This is a genomic window from Levilactobacillus yiduensis, assembly GCF_024718525.1.
GTDB classification, from domain to species: Bacteria; Bacillota; Bacilli; order Lactobacillales; family Lactobacillaceae; genus Levilactobacillus; species Levilactobacillus yiduensis.
Map to the genome: position 1 here is coordinate 26,996 of NZ_JAMXAZ010000023.1, position 18,425 is coordinate 45,420.

The 18,425-nt window shown below is 52.1% G+C and carries 11 protein-coding genes; 9 read left to right on the top strand and 2 right to left on the bottom strand.

Features of this window, described 5'->3' with window-relative positions; genetic code table 11:
• The first annotated feature begins 803 nt into the window (after positions 1–803).
• Positions 804–3,410 carry a cation-translocating P-type ATPase gene (locus NGM66_RS11430; RefSeq protein ID WP_208909282.1) on the top strand — a complete coding sequence of 869 codons (2,607 nt, stop codon included), beginning with the start codon at positions 804–806 and terminating at the stop codon, positions 3,408–3,410.
• 738 nt (positions 3,411–4,148) lie between these two features.
• On the opposite strand, the gene NGM66_RS11435 is transcribed toward NGM66_RS11430, so the two are convergent.
• Positions 4,149–5,249, bottom strand: a complete 1,101-nt coding sequence (locus NGM66_RS11435) for a MucBP domain-containing protein (protein ID WP_208909283.1) — start codon at positions 5,247–5,249, stop codon at positions 4,149–4,151.
• Between the two features lie 515 nt (positions 5,250–5,764).
• Positions 5,765–8,011 carry an ATP-dependent Clp protease ATP-binding subunit gene (locus NGM66_RS11440; RefSeq protein WP_258115685.1) on the bottom strand — a complete coding sequence of 749 codons (2,247 nt, stop codon included), beginning with the start codon at positions 8,009–8,011 and terminating at the stop codon, positions 5,765–5,767.
• A 529-nt stretch (positions 8,012–8,540) separates the two neighbouring features.
• Here NGM66_RS11440 and ykzS point away from each other — a divergent pair.
• The 8 genes from ykzS to NGM66_RS11480 all read left to right on the top strand — a co-directional run bounded on the left by ykzS (position 8,541) and on the right by NGM66_RS11480 (position 17,935).
• On the top strand, positions 8,541–8,744 hold the full coding sequence (ykzS, locus tag NGM66_RS11445) for a protein YkzS (protein WP_208909285.1): 204 nt from the start codon (positions 8,541–8,543) through the stop codon (positions 8,742–8,744).
• 165 nt (positions 8,745–8,909) lie between these two features.
• Positions 8,910–9,176, top strand: coding sequence for a phosphocarrier protein HPr (locus NGM66_RS11450; protein ID WP_125574792.1), 267 nt, complete (start codon positions 8,910–8,912; stop codon positions 9,174–9,176).
• On the top strand, positions 9,176–10,909 hold the full coding sequence (gene ptsP, locus NGM66_RS11455) for a phosphoenolpyruvate--protein phosphotransferase (protein ID WP_208909286.1): 1,734 nt from the start codon (positions 9,176–9,178) through the stop codon (positions 10,907–10,909). Before NGM66_RS11450 ends, ptsP begins: the two co-directional genes overlap by 1 nt.
• 1,127 nt (positions 10,910–12,036) lie before the next feature.
• Positions 12,037–13,215: a glycosyltransferase family 4 protein gene (locus tag NGM66_RS11460; protein ID WP_208909287.1), complete on the top strand. Its 1,179-nt coding sequence runs from the start codon at positions 12,037–12,039 to the stop codon at positions 13,213–13,215.
• Positions 13,216–13,227: 12 nt separating this feature from the next.
• Complete coding sequence (locus NGM66_RS11465; RefSeq protein ID WP_208909288.1) at positions 13,228–14,250, top strand: glycosyltransferase family 4 protein; 1,023 nt, start codon at positions 13,228–13,230, stop codon at positions 14,248–14,250.
• A gap of 3 nt (positions 14,251–14,253) precedes the next feature.
• A complete protein-coding gene (locus NGM66_RS11470; protein WP_258115686.1) occupies positions 14,254–15,300 on the top strand; it encodes a lysylphosphatidylglycerol synthase transmembrane domain-containing protein in 1,047 nt (348 codons plus the stop codon).
• Between the two features lie 76 nt (positions 15,301–15,376).
• A complete protein-coding gene (locus NGM66_RS11475) occupies positions 15,377–15,613 on the top strand; it encodes a YkuJ family protein (protein WP_125574787.1) in 237 nt (78 codons plus the stop codon).
• A gap of 264 nt (positions 15,614–15,877) precedes the next feature.
• Positions 15,878–17,935 (top strand): LTA synthase family protein, encoded by a 2,058-nt coding sequence (locus tag NGM66_RS11480; protein WP_208909290.1) that lies wholly within the window; start codon positions 15,878–15,880, stop codon positions 17,933–17,935.
• The last annotated feature ends 490 nt before the right edge of the window (positions 17,936–18,425 follow it).

The following is an 18,425-nucleotide window of genomic DNA, read 5'->3' on the forward strand; positions in this document are numbered from 1 at the left end:
CTGTCCGCCTTACCGTTCGCTAGATATGAGTCGGAACGCTGTGGGCGCCGGGTCGAGCCAAAAAGCGGTCTCGCCCCTCAACTCGGAGCCGGTAACCCGCGTCTCCGAGTTGTCAGTTTTCTAACCGGTAAAGCCCACCGCTAAGAAAACTCCCACGGCTGAACTCATATCTAGCGAACTCACGGCTACGGTGGTGGTTGGCCAGACAACATGTTGGCCCCATGATGAAGTCAGTCGTGCTGCTGGGACTGCTATTGGGATACTCTTGTATATGTTAGCAACCTGAAACTCGTAACGGTAAGGTGGCCAGCACAATCAGTCGTAAATAAAGATTTAGCGCTACCGTAGCCAGCAAGGCTGATCGGTAGCGCTTTTTGATTTGGTCAGCTAAAGATTGAAAGTAGACTTAACGCGTTGATTCCCAGAACGACAGTGTTCTGTCCACTAAAATTAGTGAAATCAGGAGCCTGCGTCAGCCAAGGTTCCAACTGTTCTGAGGAATATTGCCAGCTTGGGAAGAGGTCTGTCGGTCCGCCCACCGCGTTCCGACCCATATTTGGCGGACGGTAGGCGGCCAGTTTCTACTACGAAGCTGTAAATGACTAATTTTAACGTCATGAACTGCATGGTGACGACGACTCTGGCCGGCTTTTGTCTTGCAATCTTCAGTTTGGACAGATTTAGGGCAACCTGAAGTCTCCAGAAATCTTCACAAATTGGCCTAAGTCTGCACAAAACTTTTCGTAATAATAAGATTATAGTAATCAACACGATGATTCATTTATATAACGGAGGATTAAATTATGAAGAGAAAAGAGATGACGAAAATTCAGTTAACGGCCCAACAGGGGCTGACAGCGGCTCAGGCACAAGAACGGCTGGCACAGACTGGCCCGAACCAACTGGTGGCCGCGAAGAAACCCGCATTGTGGCGACAAGTTGCTCGCCACTTGAGTGATGTGTCCTCATTGGTCTTACTATTTGCGGTGGGACTGGCCAGTTACATGGCCCTGTTCCAAGGTGGCGGTTGGACCAAGACAATCGTGATCGGGTCCATTTTGATTATCAATGTCCTAATTGGGTTGTACCAAGAAGCCTCCGCGGAAAAGGCGTTGGCGGCCCTGCAGTCCATGAGTCTACCGACCACGACCGTGCGCCGTGACGACATCGCCCAGACCCTACAGGCCAAAGATGTGGTGCCGGGGGACCTGGTGCTCTTAAAAGCTGGGGACCAAGTACCGGCCGATGGTGTCGTGCTCCAGAGCACCAATTTAGCCGTCGACGAAGCCGTATTGACGGGAGAAAGTGTGCCCGTTGCTAAGGAGAAATTGACGGATCCCACTGCGGCGACAGAAGCCCAACAAGTCTTCTCCGGGACAGCGGTCACGGCGGGGACGGCCATCGTTCAGGTCGTCACGACCGGGATGGCGACGGAGCTGGGCCAGATTGCGGGCTTGTTGAACAAGACTAAGAAACGGGCCACGCCACTTCAAGGCCGGCTGAACCGGCTATCGGGCTGGTTGACAGCCTTTGCCGTACTAGGCGGCCTGGTGATCTTTGCCCTCAGCATTTGGATGCAAAATCAAGGCTTGGCGGATAGCTTGATGATTGGGATTTCCCTGGCGGTGGCGGCCGTGCCGGAAACGTTACCGATTATCGTGACGATCAGCCTGGCGCACGGAGTCAAGCGTATGGCCAAACGCAACGCCATCATGCGGCGGGTCAACGCCGTCGAAACGATTGGTGGCGTCGACGTGATCGCCTCCGACAAGACGGGGACGCTGACGCAAAATCAGATGACCATTACCCGCTACTGGACGCCCAACACGCAAAACGCGCTGGCGGCAGAAGACCTGTCGCCGGCTGGTGAAAAATTGATGCGGTACCTGGGCTTGGCCACGAACGCAGAGATCCAGACGGTCAACGGGCAAGAAGAAACGATGGGCGACCCTACGGAACTGGCTATCGTTCGCTGGTTAGCACGGCATGACCGGAGCCGGCAACAATTTGAAAAACGCGCGCCCCGACTCGCCGAAGACCCATTTGACTCCACGAAGAAAACGATGGCAACGATTCATCGTTTGGCGGATGGCCAGCAGTTGGTCATCGTCAAGGGGGCCTTTGACCGCCTACCGATTGCCTGGCAACCTGGCCAACTGGCTCAGGCGCAGGCCATGCATGACAGTTTTGGGCAGCAGGCGCTACGGGTCTTGTCCGTGGGATACCGGGTAATGCCGGCGACACAGACGCATGACTGGGCAGAACTGACGCAGGGTCTGACGTTTGCCGGGCTGGTCGGTATTATCGATCCACCGCGGCCAGAAGTGATTCCGGCGATTCGTGAAGCGAAGCGGGCCGGTATCAAACCCGTGATGATCACGGGGGACCACATGGTGACGGCCGAGGCCATTGCCAAAGAAATTGGGTTACTGACGCCTGGGCAACTGGTGATGTCCGGTAACGAACTCCAAACGCTAACGGACGCCGAGCTGGACGCACAGATCGCCGACATTGCCGTTTACGCGCGGGTCTCACCGACCGATAAGATTCGCATCGTTCAGGCCTGGCAACGGGCTGGCAAGACGGTGGCCATGACGGGTGATGGGGTCAATGATGCCCCCGCGCTGAAAGCGGCCGACGTCGGCATCGCGATGGGAATCACGGGGACGGAGGTCTCCAAAGGTGCGGCGGACATGGTCTTGACGGATGACAATTTTGCGACGATCATCGCGGCAGTCAGAGAAGGCCGGACCGTGTACCAAAACATCCTGAAGGCCGTGGAATTTCTGGTGGGGGTCAACTTCGCCCAGATCTTCCTGATGGTTGGCGCCGTTCTGATGGGCTGGGGCGCCCCGTTACTGGCGGAGCAGCTCCTGTTGATCAACGTATTGGCCGATGGGATTCCTGGCTTCTACATTTCCCGTGAGCCGGGCGAAAAGGAAGCGATGGAACAGCCACCGGTGGCCAACGACGAGAGTCTGTTTGCCCGGGGGCTGGGTAGCCGAATGGCGACGCGAGCCGTGACGTTTACCTTCCTTACGCTGGGCATCTACGCGATTAGTCGCTTTGGCCTATCCGCTGGACAAGCAACGCTGGGGATGACGATGGTCTTCTTGGTTCTAGCAGTGGGGTCGATGATCGACATCTACGCCATCAAGGACCGCCAGCCGGTGACGCGCCAGAGCCTACGCCGCAATCCGGTGTTAAACGGGGCCATGCTCTTGGCTATTGCCTTGGTGATCGCCATCGCGACGGTTCCTGGCCTGCAGGGGATGTTCGGCCTCGTGAGCCTGCCACTTGTGGCTTGGCTGATCGTGATTCCAGCGATGTTCGTGCCAACGCTGGTCTTGGAAATTGCCAAACGCTGGCAACGGCGAGGCAAGACAACTTGGGTAGCTGAAATTGACTAGGGCAGCGACCTGTACGGAAAAAATGAAGCTGGCGAAATTCATGCATGATGACAGTAGTACCGCCAGCAAATAACCACGAAAAAACCGGGTATCAGCGACTGATTCGTTGCTGATACCCGGTTTTGCTTGGGCATAAATAAAGTTTGAAAGTAGATTTAGCGAGTTGATTCCCGGACCGACAATGTTTTGTCCATGAGATTGGTGAAAATAGGAGCCTGCGGCAGCCAGGGTTCCGCCTGCTCTGGGGAACACCTCCAGCCTGAGAAGCGGTCTTCCGGTTCGCTTGGAAGTCTGGCCAAGCCCACCAGTCTTCCAAGTCGTCCCACGCTGTAGGCTGAGAAAAAACCTCAGCCAACACCGTCGACACAGCTGGCTCCACCCTGGCTGCCTCCGGCAAGTTGACGTCTGTCAATGACATTGTATTGGCTGGGAGTTAGTCGATAGGTTAACTGCTGCCAGGGGCTAAGTTGGCAATTGGTAGTTAATCACTCATGTAGCCGAGAGTCCGTCAAATATGGGTTCAGCCGTGGGAGTTTCCTTAGCGGCGCGGTTCATGCCGCTTAGGAAACTGGCGTCTTTGAGACGTGTTTTTCGGCTCAAAGCGAGGCCGAGACCGCTTCTCAGGCTCGGTCCGGTCCGCCCACAGCGTTCCAACCCATATTTGGTGGACGGTAGGCGGCCATTTCCCACTATGAAGCTGTAAACGACTAATCTTAACAGGTTCTAACCGATTTTCACCTAAGCATACTCAATTTTAGCAAGCCGGACGTAGCGCGCGTTGATATAGGCGTCTGGGCCGATTTGGTACCAGACCAGCTGTTGATCATCGACCACGCGACCGCGAATGTCCAGCGCCTCACCGTGCCGGAGTTGACCGGCCGTTTCACCGTATGGCTCGTGGTAAATGGATACGGCCTCACCCGGCACGTAATCAACGGTCCCCATGCGTTCAAATTTCTGCGGGTGCCATTTGTCCGGCGCAGGCAGATGAAGGTCGATGAACTGGTGGTCGCGACGGACGGTATCCTGGGCGCGAAGCCACTGTTCGCCACCGAGATTGTACCAGACTTCACCGCTGGTCAAAGTGATGATCATGAAGAGCCGCCACAGCGAGTCTGTTGGAAATTGGTAGCCGTAAGCCTGACCGTTGGGCTCATCGTAGACCTGATGATCGGCCTGTAAGAAGACAAATTGATGAACCCGCTGAACCGTTTGCCAGGAATCACGCCGGTAGTAGTAGACCACTTGCCCGGGTTGTTCGGCAAAACGGCCGCGTTGATTACCCTGTGCCTGGAAAATATGGTAGTTGGGAACAGTCGGGGGCGTCAGGGAAAAGGGCGTTCCCAAGCGGCCGCGTAGAATCCCTGGCAACTGTAAGAGGCGCCCCGTATCGTAGTCGACCAAATAGCTGATGATGGGCTGTCCCCAGTGCCGGACATAGACCAATGTGGTCAGACCGTATTCGCTGAGGTACGTCTGGGTGAAGCCGTGAACGTCCTGTAAGGCGTAGCCCGCAATTTCTGGGAAGCGGAAATTGACCGAGTGATGTAACCGCCCGGTCAGCACCAAGGCGGGCTGAAGCGGCCGATTTTGCGTATCGACCAGCCGAACGACTAGCGTGGCGGTCGGCTGCGTTTCACTAGTCTGAGCCGTCGTAGCCTGTGGTAACGGGAGCGCCGGTTGTGCAGGCGGCAGGGGCGTGGCCGGTGTGGAGACGGCTGGGGTCACTGGCTCAGGCACCGCGGGGGTGGGGGTGAGCCGGTGTTGTGCGTGTCGTGGTCGCCGTTTAGGCGGTCGGGTCGGCGCGATTGCCCGCCGTAACCAGTCAAAAAAAGCCATGTCCGTTCACCTCCAGAAGTTTCGTTAAAACCAGTATACCGCATTCTCCGACTGGATTGCAGACCCTAATTGCAAAACGCTTCCATAACGCGTTAAAAAATCCGGAAAACAGGTCTCTACATGACGTGAGGGGCCTAATCACCGCTTGACCAAACGTACCGGTAAGTTAGTCAAGTACGGCTGATTGCGATAGATTAAGCGAGTGGAAATGGTTGGATAGGTAGGACCGAGTATCGTCTGTAAAAACCATCGTAGCCGAGAGTTCGTTAGATATGAGTTCAGCCGTGGGAGGATTCTAAGCGGCATGACCTGATGCCACTTAGAATCCTGGCGTCTTTGAGATGCGTTCTTCGGCTCAAAGGCGAGGGCCGAGACCGTTCCTTGGCTCGGTCCGTCCGCCCGCCCACCGCGTTCCGACTCATATCTAACGGACGGTAAGGCGGCCAGAACCGTCCAATGTTGCGGTCAAACCAAAAAAACGACAGCCACCCGGAGGCAACTGTCGTTTAATCAAGTTACTGCTTATCGGTATCAGCCTTAGATTCCGCCGTGTCAGCCTTGTTGGCTTCGGTGTCGGCAGCTAAGACGATCTTGCCGTCTTCAATCTTGGCCACGAGGTTCTTAACGTCCGCGTGATCAAGGTAGAAGTCCGCAATCCGATCTTCAATTTCTTCTTGGATGACTCGCCGCAATGGACGAGCACCCATAGCTGGGTTATACCCTTTAGTCACAAGCTGTTCCTCAACTGGTTCAGTGACGTGAATGTGCAGGCCTTGACCAGCCAACATATTGTTGACGTCACCAATCATTAAGTCAACGATGTGCATCAAGTTTTCCTTGCTCAAGGAATTGAACTCGATGATATCGTCAAACCGGTTCAAAAATTCTGGCTTGAAGTAGTTGGTCAGGTTGCCCAGAACAGAGTGGGTCTTGCCTTCAGCGGCAGCACCGAACCCAACATTGGCTTCAGCGTCACCGGTCCCGGCGTTACTGGTCATGATGATCAGGGTATCCTTGAAGGAAACTGTCCGGCCTTGAGAATCGGTCAAGCGACCGTCGTCAAGAATTTGTAAGAACATGTTCATGACGTCGGGGTGGGCCTTTTCAATTTCGTCCAGCAGAATCAAGGTGTACGGGTGGCGACGGACTTGTTCCGTCAATTGGCCAGCTTCTTCATAGCCGACGTAGCCAGGTGGTGACCCGATCAACTTAGAAATGGAATGTGGTTCCATGTATTCTGACATGTCAAAGCGAATCATGGCCTCTTGGGAGCCGAAGAGTTCATTGGCCAATTGCTTGGCTAATTCCGTCTTCCCAACACCAGTTGGTCCCACGAAGAGGAAGGACCCGATTGGCCGACCCGTGCCGTTCAACCCGATACGGTTCCGGCGAATGGCCCGCGCAACCTTGTCGACGGCTTCGTTTTGGCCGATGACGTGCTTTTCCAAATCAGCGGGGAGGCTTTGCAGCTGATGTTGTTCCTTAGCTGCCAGCTCGCCAACTGGAATCGACGTCTTTTCTTCAACGATGTCTTGCATGTCCTTAACGGTGACCGTGGCCGATTGATCTTGTTCGGCGTTCATGGCGGTCTCCTTGGACTTTTCTAACTTGTTGACCTGATCACGGTAGTAGGCGGCTTTTTCGTAGTCTTCCTGCTTCAAAGCGGCCTGCTTCTGCTCCTCAGCACCCTTGATCTTTTCGTCAATGGCCTTCGGGTCAGCCACGTTGATCGTTAAGTTCTTCCGTGAACCGGCTTCATCCAACAGGTCAATGGCCTTGTCGGGTAAGAAGCGGTCTTGGATGTAACGGTCAGACAGGCGAACGGCAGCCTCAATGGCATCGTCCGTGTAGTGAACGTGGTGGTAATCTTCATACTTCTTTTGGATGCCTTGTAAAATCTTGACGGCTTCATCAGCACTCGGTTCGTTGACCGTAACGGGTTGGAACCGCCGTGCCAGGGCTTGGTCCTTTTCAATATCTCTGTATTCATTTAAAGTCGTAGCCCCGATGAGTTGGAAGTCTCCCCGTGCCAAGGCTGGTTTCAAGACGTTACCCGCGTCCATGCCACCTTCAGCGTTGCCGGCACCCATGATTTCATGGATTTCGTCAATAAAGAGGATGATGTCCGGATTGCTCTGGACTTCCTTCATCAATTGTTGCATCCGTTGTTCAAATTGACCGCGGATCCCGGTTCCTTGAACCAGTGACACCACGTCCAACCGAATGATTTGCTTATTGGCTAATTTTTCAGGAACGTTGCCTTCAACAATGCGTTCCGCAAGGCCTTCGATGACGGCCGTCTTCCCAACACCGGCTTCCCCGATCAACACGGGGTTGTTCTTGGTCCGGCGATTGAGAATTTCGATGACTTGAGCCGTCTCCTTGTCCCGACCAATGACGGGATCAACCTTACCATCCTTCGCCAGCTGGGTCAGGTTCAAGCCGTACTGACTGAGTAGGCCATTGCCCTTACCCCCGTTGTTGCCGGTCGGTTGGGTCGGTTGACCAGATTGGGCACCGGATTGCCGGTAGTCAGCTTGATCGTTGCTGTTGCCGCCTTGCATTGCCCGGAAAATATCATCCAGGTTGCCAAAGCCGAATGGATCTTGTGCCATACGGCCACCTCCATTTCCAGAATCGTTTTGTTGCTGCTTAAGCAGTTGGTAACAATTTTGGCATAGGTCAACTTGTTGCCGCTGCCCGTTCACACTCATGTACAGGTGAATCGTTGCTTCATTGCGGTGGCAATTTTGACATAGCATCTTGTCGTCTCCTTTCTTGCCTGGAATTCTCGTGGGAAACACCCACGCAGGTCCGTTCAAAAGGGTTTGACCTTTCTTGACCATTGACCACATTATACCGCGTTCACGTCCCCGTGCAAGTAATTTGTTTCGGGGCACAAGCGGTGCAAAATGGGGTATCTCCAGCGAACATTTTCATTCTAGCACTCTCCTAGGTAGAATGCTAAAATCACTACTTGAAAACGGCCAAATCTTTAAAAACGGGGTATATTCTGAGGCGTTGACTACCTGGATGGTAGAGTGCGTGCTAGACTAGAATGGTAGGGGGGAAATCGCGTCTGACCAAGCCTTCAGCACCATGCTAAGATTCGAAAATGATTAGCGTTGGTGCTGAATGGTTTAAGGGTTGGCGACCTTACTAACGGCGTTTCGGCAACAGATAAAAAAGTGGTGTGTCCCGGCAATTCCGGGTATACTGTTAGTCTCAGCCTGGTGAGCACCTGTTGGGATACCCCCCAAACAACTCACCTTAAAGAGGAGGAATAAAACTTTGGCAAAAGATTTTACTGATCTGATGAATCAGCTGAAAGATAAGAAATTAGATGAATTTGAAGTCACACCAGAAGAATTTCCAGCGTTTCAAAAAGCGTTCATGGCCTTTGAAACACGGAAACGGGTGGTGGGTCAGGCCCACAAGGGTGGTAAGCTCATCTATCGTTATGACGACGATGCCCAAAATGAGGCTGAATCATGATTATTTGATGTAAGCGGTTCATGAATGCTTGTAATTTGCAGGCGAGATTGATATTCTTAGAAGGTAGGCGTAACTCACCAAATGGTTGTTTGGCCCATGCGCAAGGTCAGGGTGAGTCACGTTAGATTAAGAAATCAACCTAAGCTTAAAGGAGATCGATCAATTATGGAAAAACGCGAATTTCGTGTCACTGCAGAAACTGGTATCCACGCCCGTCCAGCGACGTTATTAGTTCAAGCTGCTAGCAAGTTCAACTCAGAAGTTAGCTTGCAGTACCAAGACAAGTCCGTTAACTTGAAGTCCATCATGGGCGTTATGTCCTTAGGTGTTGGCCAAAACGCCAGCATCACCATCACGACTGACGGCGACGACGAAGCAGATGCCATGAAGGCAGTGGCTGAAACGTTGAAAAAAGAGGGTTTATCTGACTAATGAGAGCGATGCTCAAGGGAATTGCCGCCAGTGATGGGGTGGCTTGCGGCCGGGTATACCGGTTTGTTGAACCAGACCTTCGCACAAAAAGACGGTCAATCACTAATCTTGATTACGAATTAAATCGATTCCATCAGGCCCTTGAAGCAGCCGTCTCAGAAGTCGAGACGATTAAAACTCGTGCAACTAAAAACCTGGGCGCTGATAGTGCCCAGGTTTTTAGTGCCCACATTGAGATGCTCCAGGACCCAGAATTCATTGGTGCCGTTGAGACACAGATCAAAACCGAGCGGATCAATGCCGAAGTTGCCTTGGCGAGCGTGGCCAACATTTACGAAGGCCGGTTGAAGGAACAAAACGCGTACATGCAAGAGCGGGTCAGTGACCTCCATGACATTACCAAGCGGGTCACGGCACATTTGCTGGGCGTGAAGTTGCCGGATCTGGCATTGCTCAAGGAACCCGTCGTCGTGGTCACGCATGATCTGATTCCCAGTGACACGGTCTCAGTGGATGCCAAGTACATCCTGGGCTTCGTGACGGACTTAGGCGGGCGTACCTCGCATTCGTCCATCTTGGCGCGGTCACTGAACATTCCTGCAGTCGTGGGGACGCAATCGGCGACGGCTGATCTGACGGATGGCACCATGGTCATCGTCAATGGGACGCGGGGCAGTGTCATTAGTGAGCCGACTAAGCCGGAACTGGCAACGGCTAAACAGGCCATGCAGGACCGCGCGGCAAACATGCAACGACTCGCGACGTTACGCCACCACACGACGACCAGCCAAGATGGCGTCGGCGTGCTGCTGGCGGCCAATGTCGGTACCGCTAACGATATCCCGAACGTGTTAAAGAACGGGGCTGAAGCAATCGGGCTCATGCGCACGGAATTTCTGTACATGGACAGCGAACAGCTCCCCACGGAAGATGAACAATTTCTGGCCTATCGCCAGGTCGTCCAGGCCTTGGCCCCGCGGCCGGTTGTGATTCGGACGCTCGATATCGGTGGCGACAAGCCGTTGCCGTATCTGAAGCAAAAGCCAGAAGCCAACCCCTTCTTAGGGGCACGGGCGATTCGGCAGAGCTTGGCGCATCAAAACGTCTTTCGGAGCCAGTTGCGTGCACTGCTGCGGGCCTCGGCCTACGGTAATTTGCGGATCATGTTTCCCATGATTGCCACGCTAGACGAGTTGCGGCAGGCCAAGGCCATCTATGATGACGAACGCTCCCGGCTGACCACGGCCAAGGTGCCGATGGGCAAGGTCCAGGTCGGCATGATGGTCGAGGTTCCGGCAGCGGCCATGCTCGCGGATCGCTTTGCTCAGGAGGTCGACTTCATGAGCATTGGGACCAACGACCTGATCGGCTACACCATGGCGGCAGACCGGACGAACCAAGACGTGGCCTACCTGTACCAGCCATACCATCCCGCAATTTTGCGGTTGGTGGACCGGATCGTGACGGCGGGCCACGCGGCGGGCATTCCCGTGGCGATGTGTGGCGAGATGGCCGGCGATCCCATTGCGGTACCCCTGTTATTGGGGATGGGGCTAGACGAGTTTTCAATGGGTGCGGGGTCGATCTTAAAGACGCGCCAGCTGATCAGTCAGTTGGACGCCAAGGAGCTCCAATCCTTAGTCGAGACGGTCTTAAACTCAGCCAGCACCAGCCAGGAGGTCGTCACGATGGTCCAAGCGGCGGTGCCTGATGTATTGAATCAAACAGATTGAGATGAATGAAGAGTGGAACCAGTGCCTTTTGGCCCAGGTTTCGGCAATATAAGTTCGGAAATACCAATGAGTTTGGGTGCTTTATCCCAAACTCATTTTTTAGTGGCTAGGAAAGGGACGTCTGGTTAAGCTAGGGTTCCATTAGTCGAGAGAACCAGTGCGTATGCAGGAATCATCGTGTTTATGTGATAGTTCCAGGGGAGGATGTCTTTGAGTCGCACGACGATTTGGCTGATTGTGACAAAACAAAGTCTGGACAGTGCCAGTGTGTTAAACTGACATAACTACAGTGGGCAGATGTGAGTGGCCAATTGCTGCTGATAACCACCATCGTAGCCGAGAGTTCGTCAAATATGGATTCAGCCGTGGGAGTTCCCTTAACGGTGGGGTTTTACCGTTTAGGGAACTGGCGTCTTTGAGACGTGATTTTTCGGCTCAAAGCGAGGCCGAGACCGCTTCTCAGGCTCGGTCCGGTCCGCCCACCGCATTCCAGTCCATATTTGGCAAACGTTAGGCGGGCCGGATCGTAACTAAAGGTTGCAAGTACAAAAGCACTTGATAATACTCAGCTGACAAGGATTGTGAACATGAAATTAGTCCACGCCCACCACCTGCGGCTGTCAGAGATTCCGGTAGCTATGGGAAACGTCGGCGGCCTATGGAGCGATTCGCCGGCGTCACAGCAACCTACACCTCTGACTGCCTCCGGTTACGTCGGTGGTTAACCACAAAATTAACAGAAAAATCGCTGAAATGGCAACGTTCATCCACATTAGTGGACAACCTGTCACGTAGCCGTGAGTGAGCTAAATTTGGACTCAGCCGTGGGCGTTTTCAAGTGATCTACTTGGAAACGGGCGTCTTCGAGACGTGGCTTTCGGCTCGAAGCGAGGTTGAAGACCGCACTTTGGCTTCGACCGGTCCTTCCCACAGCGTCACGGTCCAAATTTGGCGAACGGCAAGGCGGCCAGCACCATCAACCGTGGCTGTAATGTGCAAGAATTAATTTGACAGCAACTACCGCTGACGTTTGCAATCACCTAGGCAAACCCATATAATTATGATGATTGTAAAATGCGTAGTACCTAACTATTTAGCCAAAACACAAGACGCAAGGGGGATTGGCAATGAACATTGGCATATTTACGGATACCTATTTCCCTCAAGTGAGTGGGGTTGCGACTTCCATTAAGACGTTGCGAGATCAATTGGAAAAACAGGGGCACCAAGTCTACATTTTCACGACCACTGATCCACACGTGGAGAAGAACGTGTACGAGCGCAATGTCTTTCGCTTCTCAAGTATTCCGTTCGTATCGTTTACGGACCGTCGAATCGCGGTTCGGGGGTTGTTTCAGGCTTATCAGATTGCAAAGGAACTGAATCTTGACGTAGTCCATACCCAGACGGAATTTTCGATGGGCTGGATCGGCAAATTTGTGGCGCGCAATCTGGAGATTCCGTGTCTACATACGTACCACACGATGTATGAAGATTATTTGCATTACGTGGCTAATGGGAAGATTCTGAAGCCCGTTCACGTTAAACAGGGAACACTGGCGTTTTGTTACCACCTAACGGGTGTCGTGGCACCCAGTGACCGGGTCTTGACGACCTTGACGGATTACGGTGTCAAGGCGCCGATCCGCGTGATTCCGACCGGGGTCAACCTGCATCAATACGAGCAGCCCGACACGGCTAATTTACGCCGGCAATTGGGTTATGCGCCGGATACACCAGTCATCTTGTCGCTGAGTCGCTTGGCTTATGAGAAAAATATCAAGGCCAGCATCACGGGCCTGGGCCGCATTTTGGAACAGGTGCCGAACGCCCAACTGCTGATCGTGGGAGATGGGCCGGCCAAAGAAGACCTGGAAGCGCAAGCCCAGGCTTCGGGGTACAACGATCACATTACCTTTACCGGTGAAGTGAACAACGATGACGTGTTCCGCTACTACCACATGGCCAACGTCTTTCTGTCGTCTTCGGATTCCGAGTCGCAGGGGCTGACCTACATCGAAGCGATGGCGGCCGGTACGAAGATCGTGGTCATGACCAGTCCGTATACCGACGAATTACTGTCGAGCCGGACGCTGGGGGTCACGTTCACGACCCAAGATGAAATGGTGACCAACGTCGTGGACTACCTGCTCCATGGGGATGAAGAGCAGGATCCTGATTTACTGGCCCAAAAGCTCGCGGAGATTTCCGCGGATACCTTTGGCCGGCACATCATTGAATTTTATCAGGATGCCCAAGCGAGCTACGAACAGTCGCACGAGGATACCCCAGACTTTAGTGATTAGAGGAGTTATTGGATGCTAAAAATCAACATGTTTTCTGCGGCTGATTCCGTGAAGGGTCAGGGCGTGGGGAGTGCCTACAACGAACTCATGAATCTGTTGGCCACGCGGTTGGACCAAGAATTTGACGTGTCCGTGAACAGTTATCGCCGGGTCGACTTGACCCATTACCATACGATCAACTTTTCCTATTACCTGTCAACGTTCTTGCCCCATCGTGGCCGCAAGATTGGTTACGTCCACTTTTTACCGGAGACCTTGGAGGGGAGTCTGAAGATTCCGCAACCGTTCCGGGCTATTTTTTACAAGTACGTCATTGCCTTTTATAAGCGAATGGATCACATCGTGGTGGTCAACCCGACCTTTATTCCCAAATTAGTGGCGGCGGGCATTCCGGAAGACAAGGTCACGTATATCCCGAACTTCGTGAGCCGCCAGGAGTTCTATCCGGTCGATGCCGACCAAAAACTAGCGTTGCGCCAGCAGTATCACTACGATCCGCAACGCTTCACCATTTTGGGCATCGGTCAGATTCAGGAGCGCAAGGGGTTGTTTGACTTCATCAAATTAGCCCGTAATAACCCGGACCTGCAATTTATTTGGGCCGGGGGCTTCTCTTTTGGTCGGATGACGGATGGGTATGCTGAGCTCAAGAAGGTCGTCGATGATCCGCCGGCTAATTTGAGCTTCCCGGGCATCGTGGACCGCGATAAGTTGGTGGACTATTATGATCTGGCGGACCTGTTTTTACTGCCGTCATTTAACGAGTTGTTCCCCATGTCTGTGCTTGAGGCCTTCAGTACCGGGACACCGGTCTTGTTACGGGACCTCGACTTGTACCAGGCGATTATCGCGGGCGACTACCAACCGGCGAAGGATTATGCGGAAATGAACGCGCAACTGCAGCGTTTACCGCATGATCCCGCTGCACTGGCCGATTTGCGGCAAAAGAGCCTGGCCGCGGCTGACCGTTACTCCGAAGAACACCTCACGACTATTTGGCGGGCGTTCTACACGCAACAAGCAAAAGAGGGGTAAGGGATGTCACGACGAAATAAATGGGTTTTAGCCTTAATGTTTCTGTTGGGAATCGCCATCTTTGCGTTTTCCCTGCGTGACATTAAATTTTCTGTCTTAGTCAATGATTTTGTGAATATCAACTTCTGGTGGTTCGGGGTGGCGATTTTGTGTATGGCCATTTACCTGGGCCTAGAAGCGTGGATCGTCAAGGTGTTCATCTCTGATCGAATCGAAGGCTTTACGTTTAAGGATGCCTTGCGTATCCCGATGGTTGAACAGCTATTCAATGGCATCACGCCATTTTCTTCCGGGGGGCAACCCGCCCAGTTGATTGCGTTGATGCAGACGGGGGTCGATGCCGGTAAGGCCAGCTCCGTCTTGCTGATGAAGTTCGTGGTCTATCAGTCCATGATCGTCATCAACTTCTTATTTGCCCTAGTGATTGGTTTTCACAGCATTCAGGACAAGCTGCACGCGTTGGCTTGGCTGGTGGTGTTTGGCTTCACGATTCACCTGGCCGTGATTATCGGTCTCCTAATGGTGATGTTTTGGCACGCCTTTACCAAGAAGCTGGTCGGGGTCATCATGACGCCCATGAAGTGGTTCATGAAGGCGGAACGGTTCAACCGCATGGAAGCCAATATCAATGGCAAGATCGATTCCTTTTACGCGGAGAGTGTGCGGATCAGTGGTCAGTGGAAATTAATGCTGCGGGTTTTTGTGATTACCTTCTTCCAGCTGATGTTCTACTACCTGATCCCCTACTTTATTATGTTGGCACTGGGATACACCACGGCCAACATCGTCATGGTCACGAGTCTCCACATCTTAATCGTGATGGTGATTTCACTCTTTCCCATTCCCGGCGGTTCCGGGGGAGCGGAGTACAGTTTTGAAATGATCTTTAAGAGCTACATCTCATCCAATAGTAAATTGGTGCTGGCCATGATCTTATGGCGGCTGCTGACCTATTACTTGGGGATGCTGGCGGGCTTGGTTGCCATGGTGATTCGTCCCGATAAGGTCCACGAGACCCCGGGCAAACGACAGAATTCCAGAAATGATTGAGATTTTCTGGATTAGGGCGTGCCATAGAGGCCTAAGTTTGGTAAAATCATAGTGAAAGCTAGAAAGGGGACCAACCATGGAAGAATCTCAACTGATTGGCATCATTAATCGCTTGAAGGCGATGCAAGAGGATGCTACCGACGAGCCACAACCCCGTCGTTTTGAAAAAGAAGGCGTGGAACAAGCAACGGTCGTATTTAACCAATTGACCCACACTTACACGTTAACTGAACACAATCCGGAAACGACCTTTGAGTTTGATAACATTGATTTAGTGGCTATCGAATTATTTGATTTACTGACGGATAACTAATCACAAAACTATGGGTGCCATAGTTTTGTTTTTTTTTAGAAAAAATGGTGAGCGACATCAGGCAGCTTAAGAGCAGTCGCTGCGGTCGACGAGCCGTGATCGGCACCCCACGTTTGGACCGATTCTTCCGCGGAAGGGCGTTTGTCAGGTGTGGCGTTTGTGTGATTAAAACTTGAATTTTTTCAAAGGTTCTGTAATCAGATTGATTACCCACTAATATCCGCTATACTGTAGTGATGTTAATTATTTTGTGGAGGCTGTCTCATGGCGAACTTTTTTAAACGGAACATGAACTGGATCAACACCCGCATGGGCTTTTTCCTGTTAACCATTGTTCTCTTCTGGGCAAAGACTTACATTGCCTATCAAACTGAATTTACTTTAGGAGCCAAGGGGAGTGTGCAGCAGTTTCTACTGTTCATCAACCCGGTACCAGCAGCACTGCTGATATTTGGGATTGCGCTATACTTCCGTGGTCGGCTCGCTTACTGGTTGATGATGATTATCAACGTCTTGGAATCGACCTGGATCTTCGCGAACGTCTTGTACTATCGTGAATTTTCAGACTTCTTGTCCTTCGGGATCATGAAGGGCTCAAGCGACGTGGGCAATAATCTGGGCAAGAGCCTGGCACAAATCACCCACGTCTATGATTTTTTTGTTTATATCGATATCGTGATTTTGATCATCCTGTTGGTCACCCACGTGATTCGCATCGACCCGCGGCCCTTTAAACGCCGGTACGCCTTTTCCATCACCGTCCTGTCGTTTGGACTGATGTTTGCCGAGTTTGGCATGGCCAACGCGGACCGCTCAGGCTTATTGACGCGGACATTTGACAATAACTACATCGTCAAATACATGGGGCTGAATGAATATGCGGCCTTCAACGCGTATCAGACGCAAAAGGAAAGTGCGACACGGGCCAGTGCCAACGCCAGTGATATGAAGAGTGTGCTGAAATACCTGAAGCAAAATCGGGTGAGTCCGAATGTGTCTTACTACGGTAAGGAGAAGGGTAAGAACGTCTTTATCATTCACCTGGAAAGCTTCCAGCAGTTCCTGATCGACTATAAGGTCGACGGCAAGGAAGTGACCCCAACGCTTAACAAGTTCTACCATAACCAAAACACGTTGTCGTTTGCCAACTTCTACAATCAAGTTGCGCAAGGGAAGACGTCTGACGCGGAAATGATGCTCGAAAACTCACTGTTTGGCTTACCTCAGGGGTCGGCGATGACCACCTATGGGACGCAAAACACCTTCCAGGCGGCACCAGCAATCCTGAGCCAAGAGGCGGGATACACCACGGCGGCCTTTCATGGGGATGTGCCGAGTTTCTGGAACCGGGATAACACCTATAAGTCATGGGGTTACCAGTACTTCTTTAGCTCCAGCTACTACCACGAGAAGCCAGGGTACAGTGTGGGGTATGGGCTGAAAGACAAAATCTTCTTTGAACAGTCAGCGAAGTACATCGAGCAGTTACCACAACCGTTCTATGCCAAATTGATTACGTTGACGAACCACTACCCCTATGAGTTAGATAAGAAGAACACGGACTTCCCCGCTACCAAGACAGGGGACAAGACCGTTGATCCATACGTGCAAACGGCCCATTACCTGGATCAGTCCTTTGCGGAATTCCTGACTTACCTGAAGAAGGTCGGTCTGTACAAGAACAGTGTCATCGTCGCTTACGGGGACCACTACGGGATTTCCAATAACCACCGACCAGCGATTGCCCAATTGCTGGGTAAGAGCAAGGTTACCAACTTTGACCTGGCCCAGTTCCAAAAGGTCCCATTCATGATTCACGCCACGGGACTCAAGGGGGGCATTAGCCACACCTATGGGGGCGAGATCGATGTTCTGCCGACGCTGCTGGACCTGTTAGGGGTCAAGAACACGGACACCGTTCAGTTTGGTCAAGACCTGCTGGCGAAGAACCGTAATCAGACGGTGGCGTTTAGAAACGGGAATTTTGTTTCACCGAAGTACACCAAGATTGGCGGAACCGTCTACGATACCAAGACGGGGAAAGTCTTAACACTGACGGCGGCCCAAAAGAAGACCGTCGCGCAGTTACAAAACCACGTGACGACTGAACTGTCATTGTCCGATCGGGTGATTTATGGGGACTTGTTACGCTTCTACAAGCCAAAGGGCTTCAAGAAGGTCGACAAGGCTGCCTTTACCTATAAGTACAAGCCAGCGATGGAAAAACTCGCTGAGGCCGAAAAGGAAGAAAAGACCAGTGCTTTGGTGAAGAACCATAACAAGACGACGACGTACAAGACAGATGCGCCAGAACTGAAGTAATGAAATGCAAAGACCCCGGTCGCCCGGTAAAAGGTGCGATTGGGGTCTTTTGCTGTCTGCGGGGTCAAGCGGGAGGGGAGCAGAGGTAGACCGCTTAGTGGGCGGTTTTACGGGATCGGGTTGCATTTGGTTCAGTCAGTAGAGACGGCGGCTGAAAATAATTTCAGTAAATATTCATTTTCCCCTTGACCAGAGCGGCGGATATTGGTAAACTATTTTTTGTTGTCAATTACGCAAACAAGCGTTGTGACGACAACGACGAATCGAGATTCAAGTAATTGAAAAAAAGGCTTGACGGTCTTAGCAATTCTTGATATAGTAGTAATCGTTGTTGAGAATATTTATTCAATTAGTTGCAGTAAACATCAATATTTATTCAAAAAGATGTTTAAAAATTAGTTGACATGATTTTGACAGCATGATATACTTTAAAAGTTGTCACGGAGCAATTGCTTCTCTGATAACTTGGTAGACCTTTGAAAACTGAACA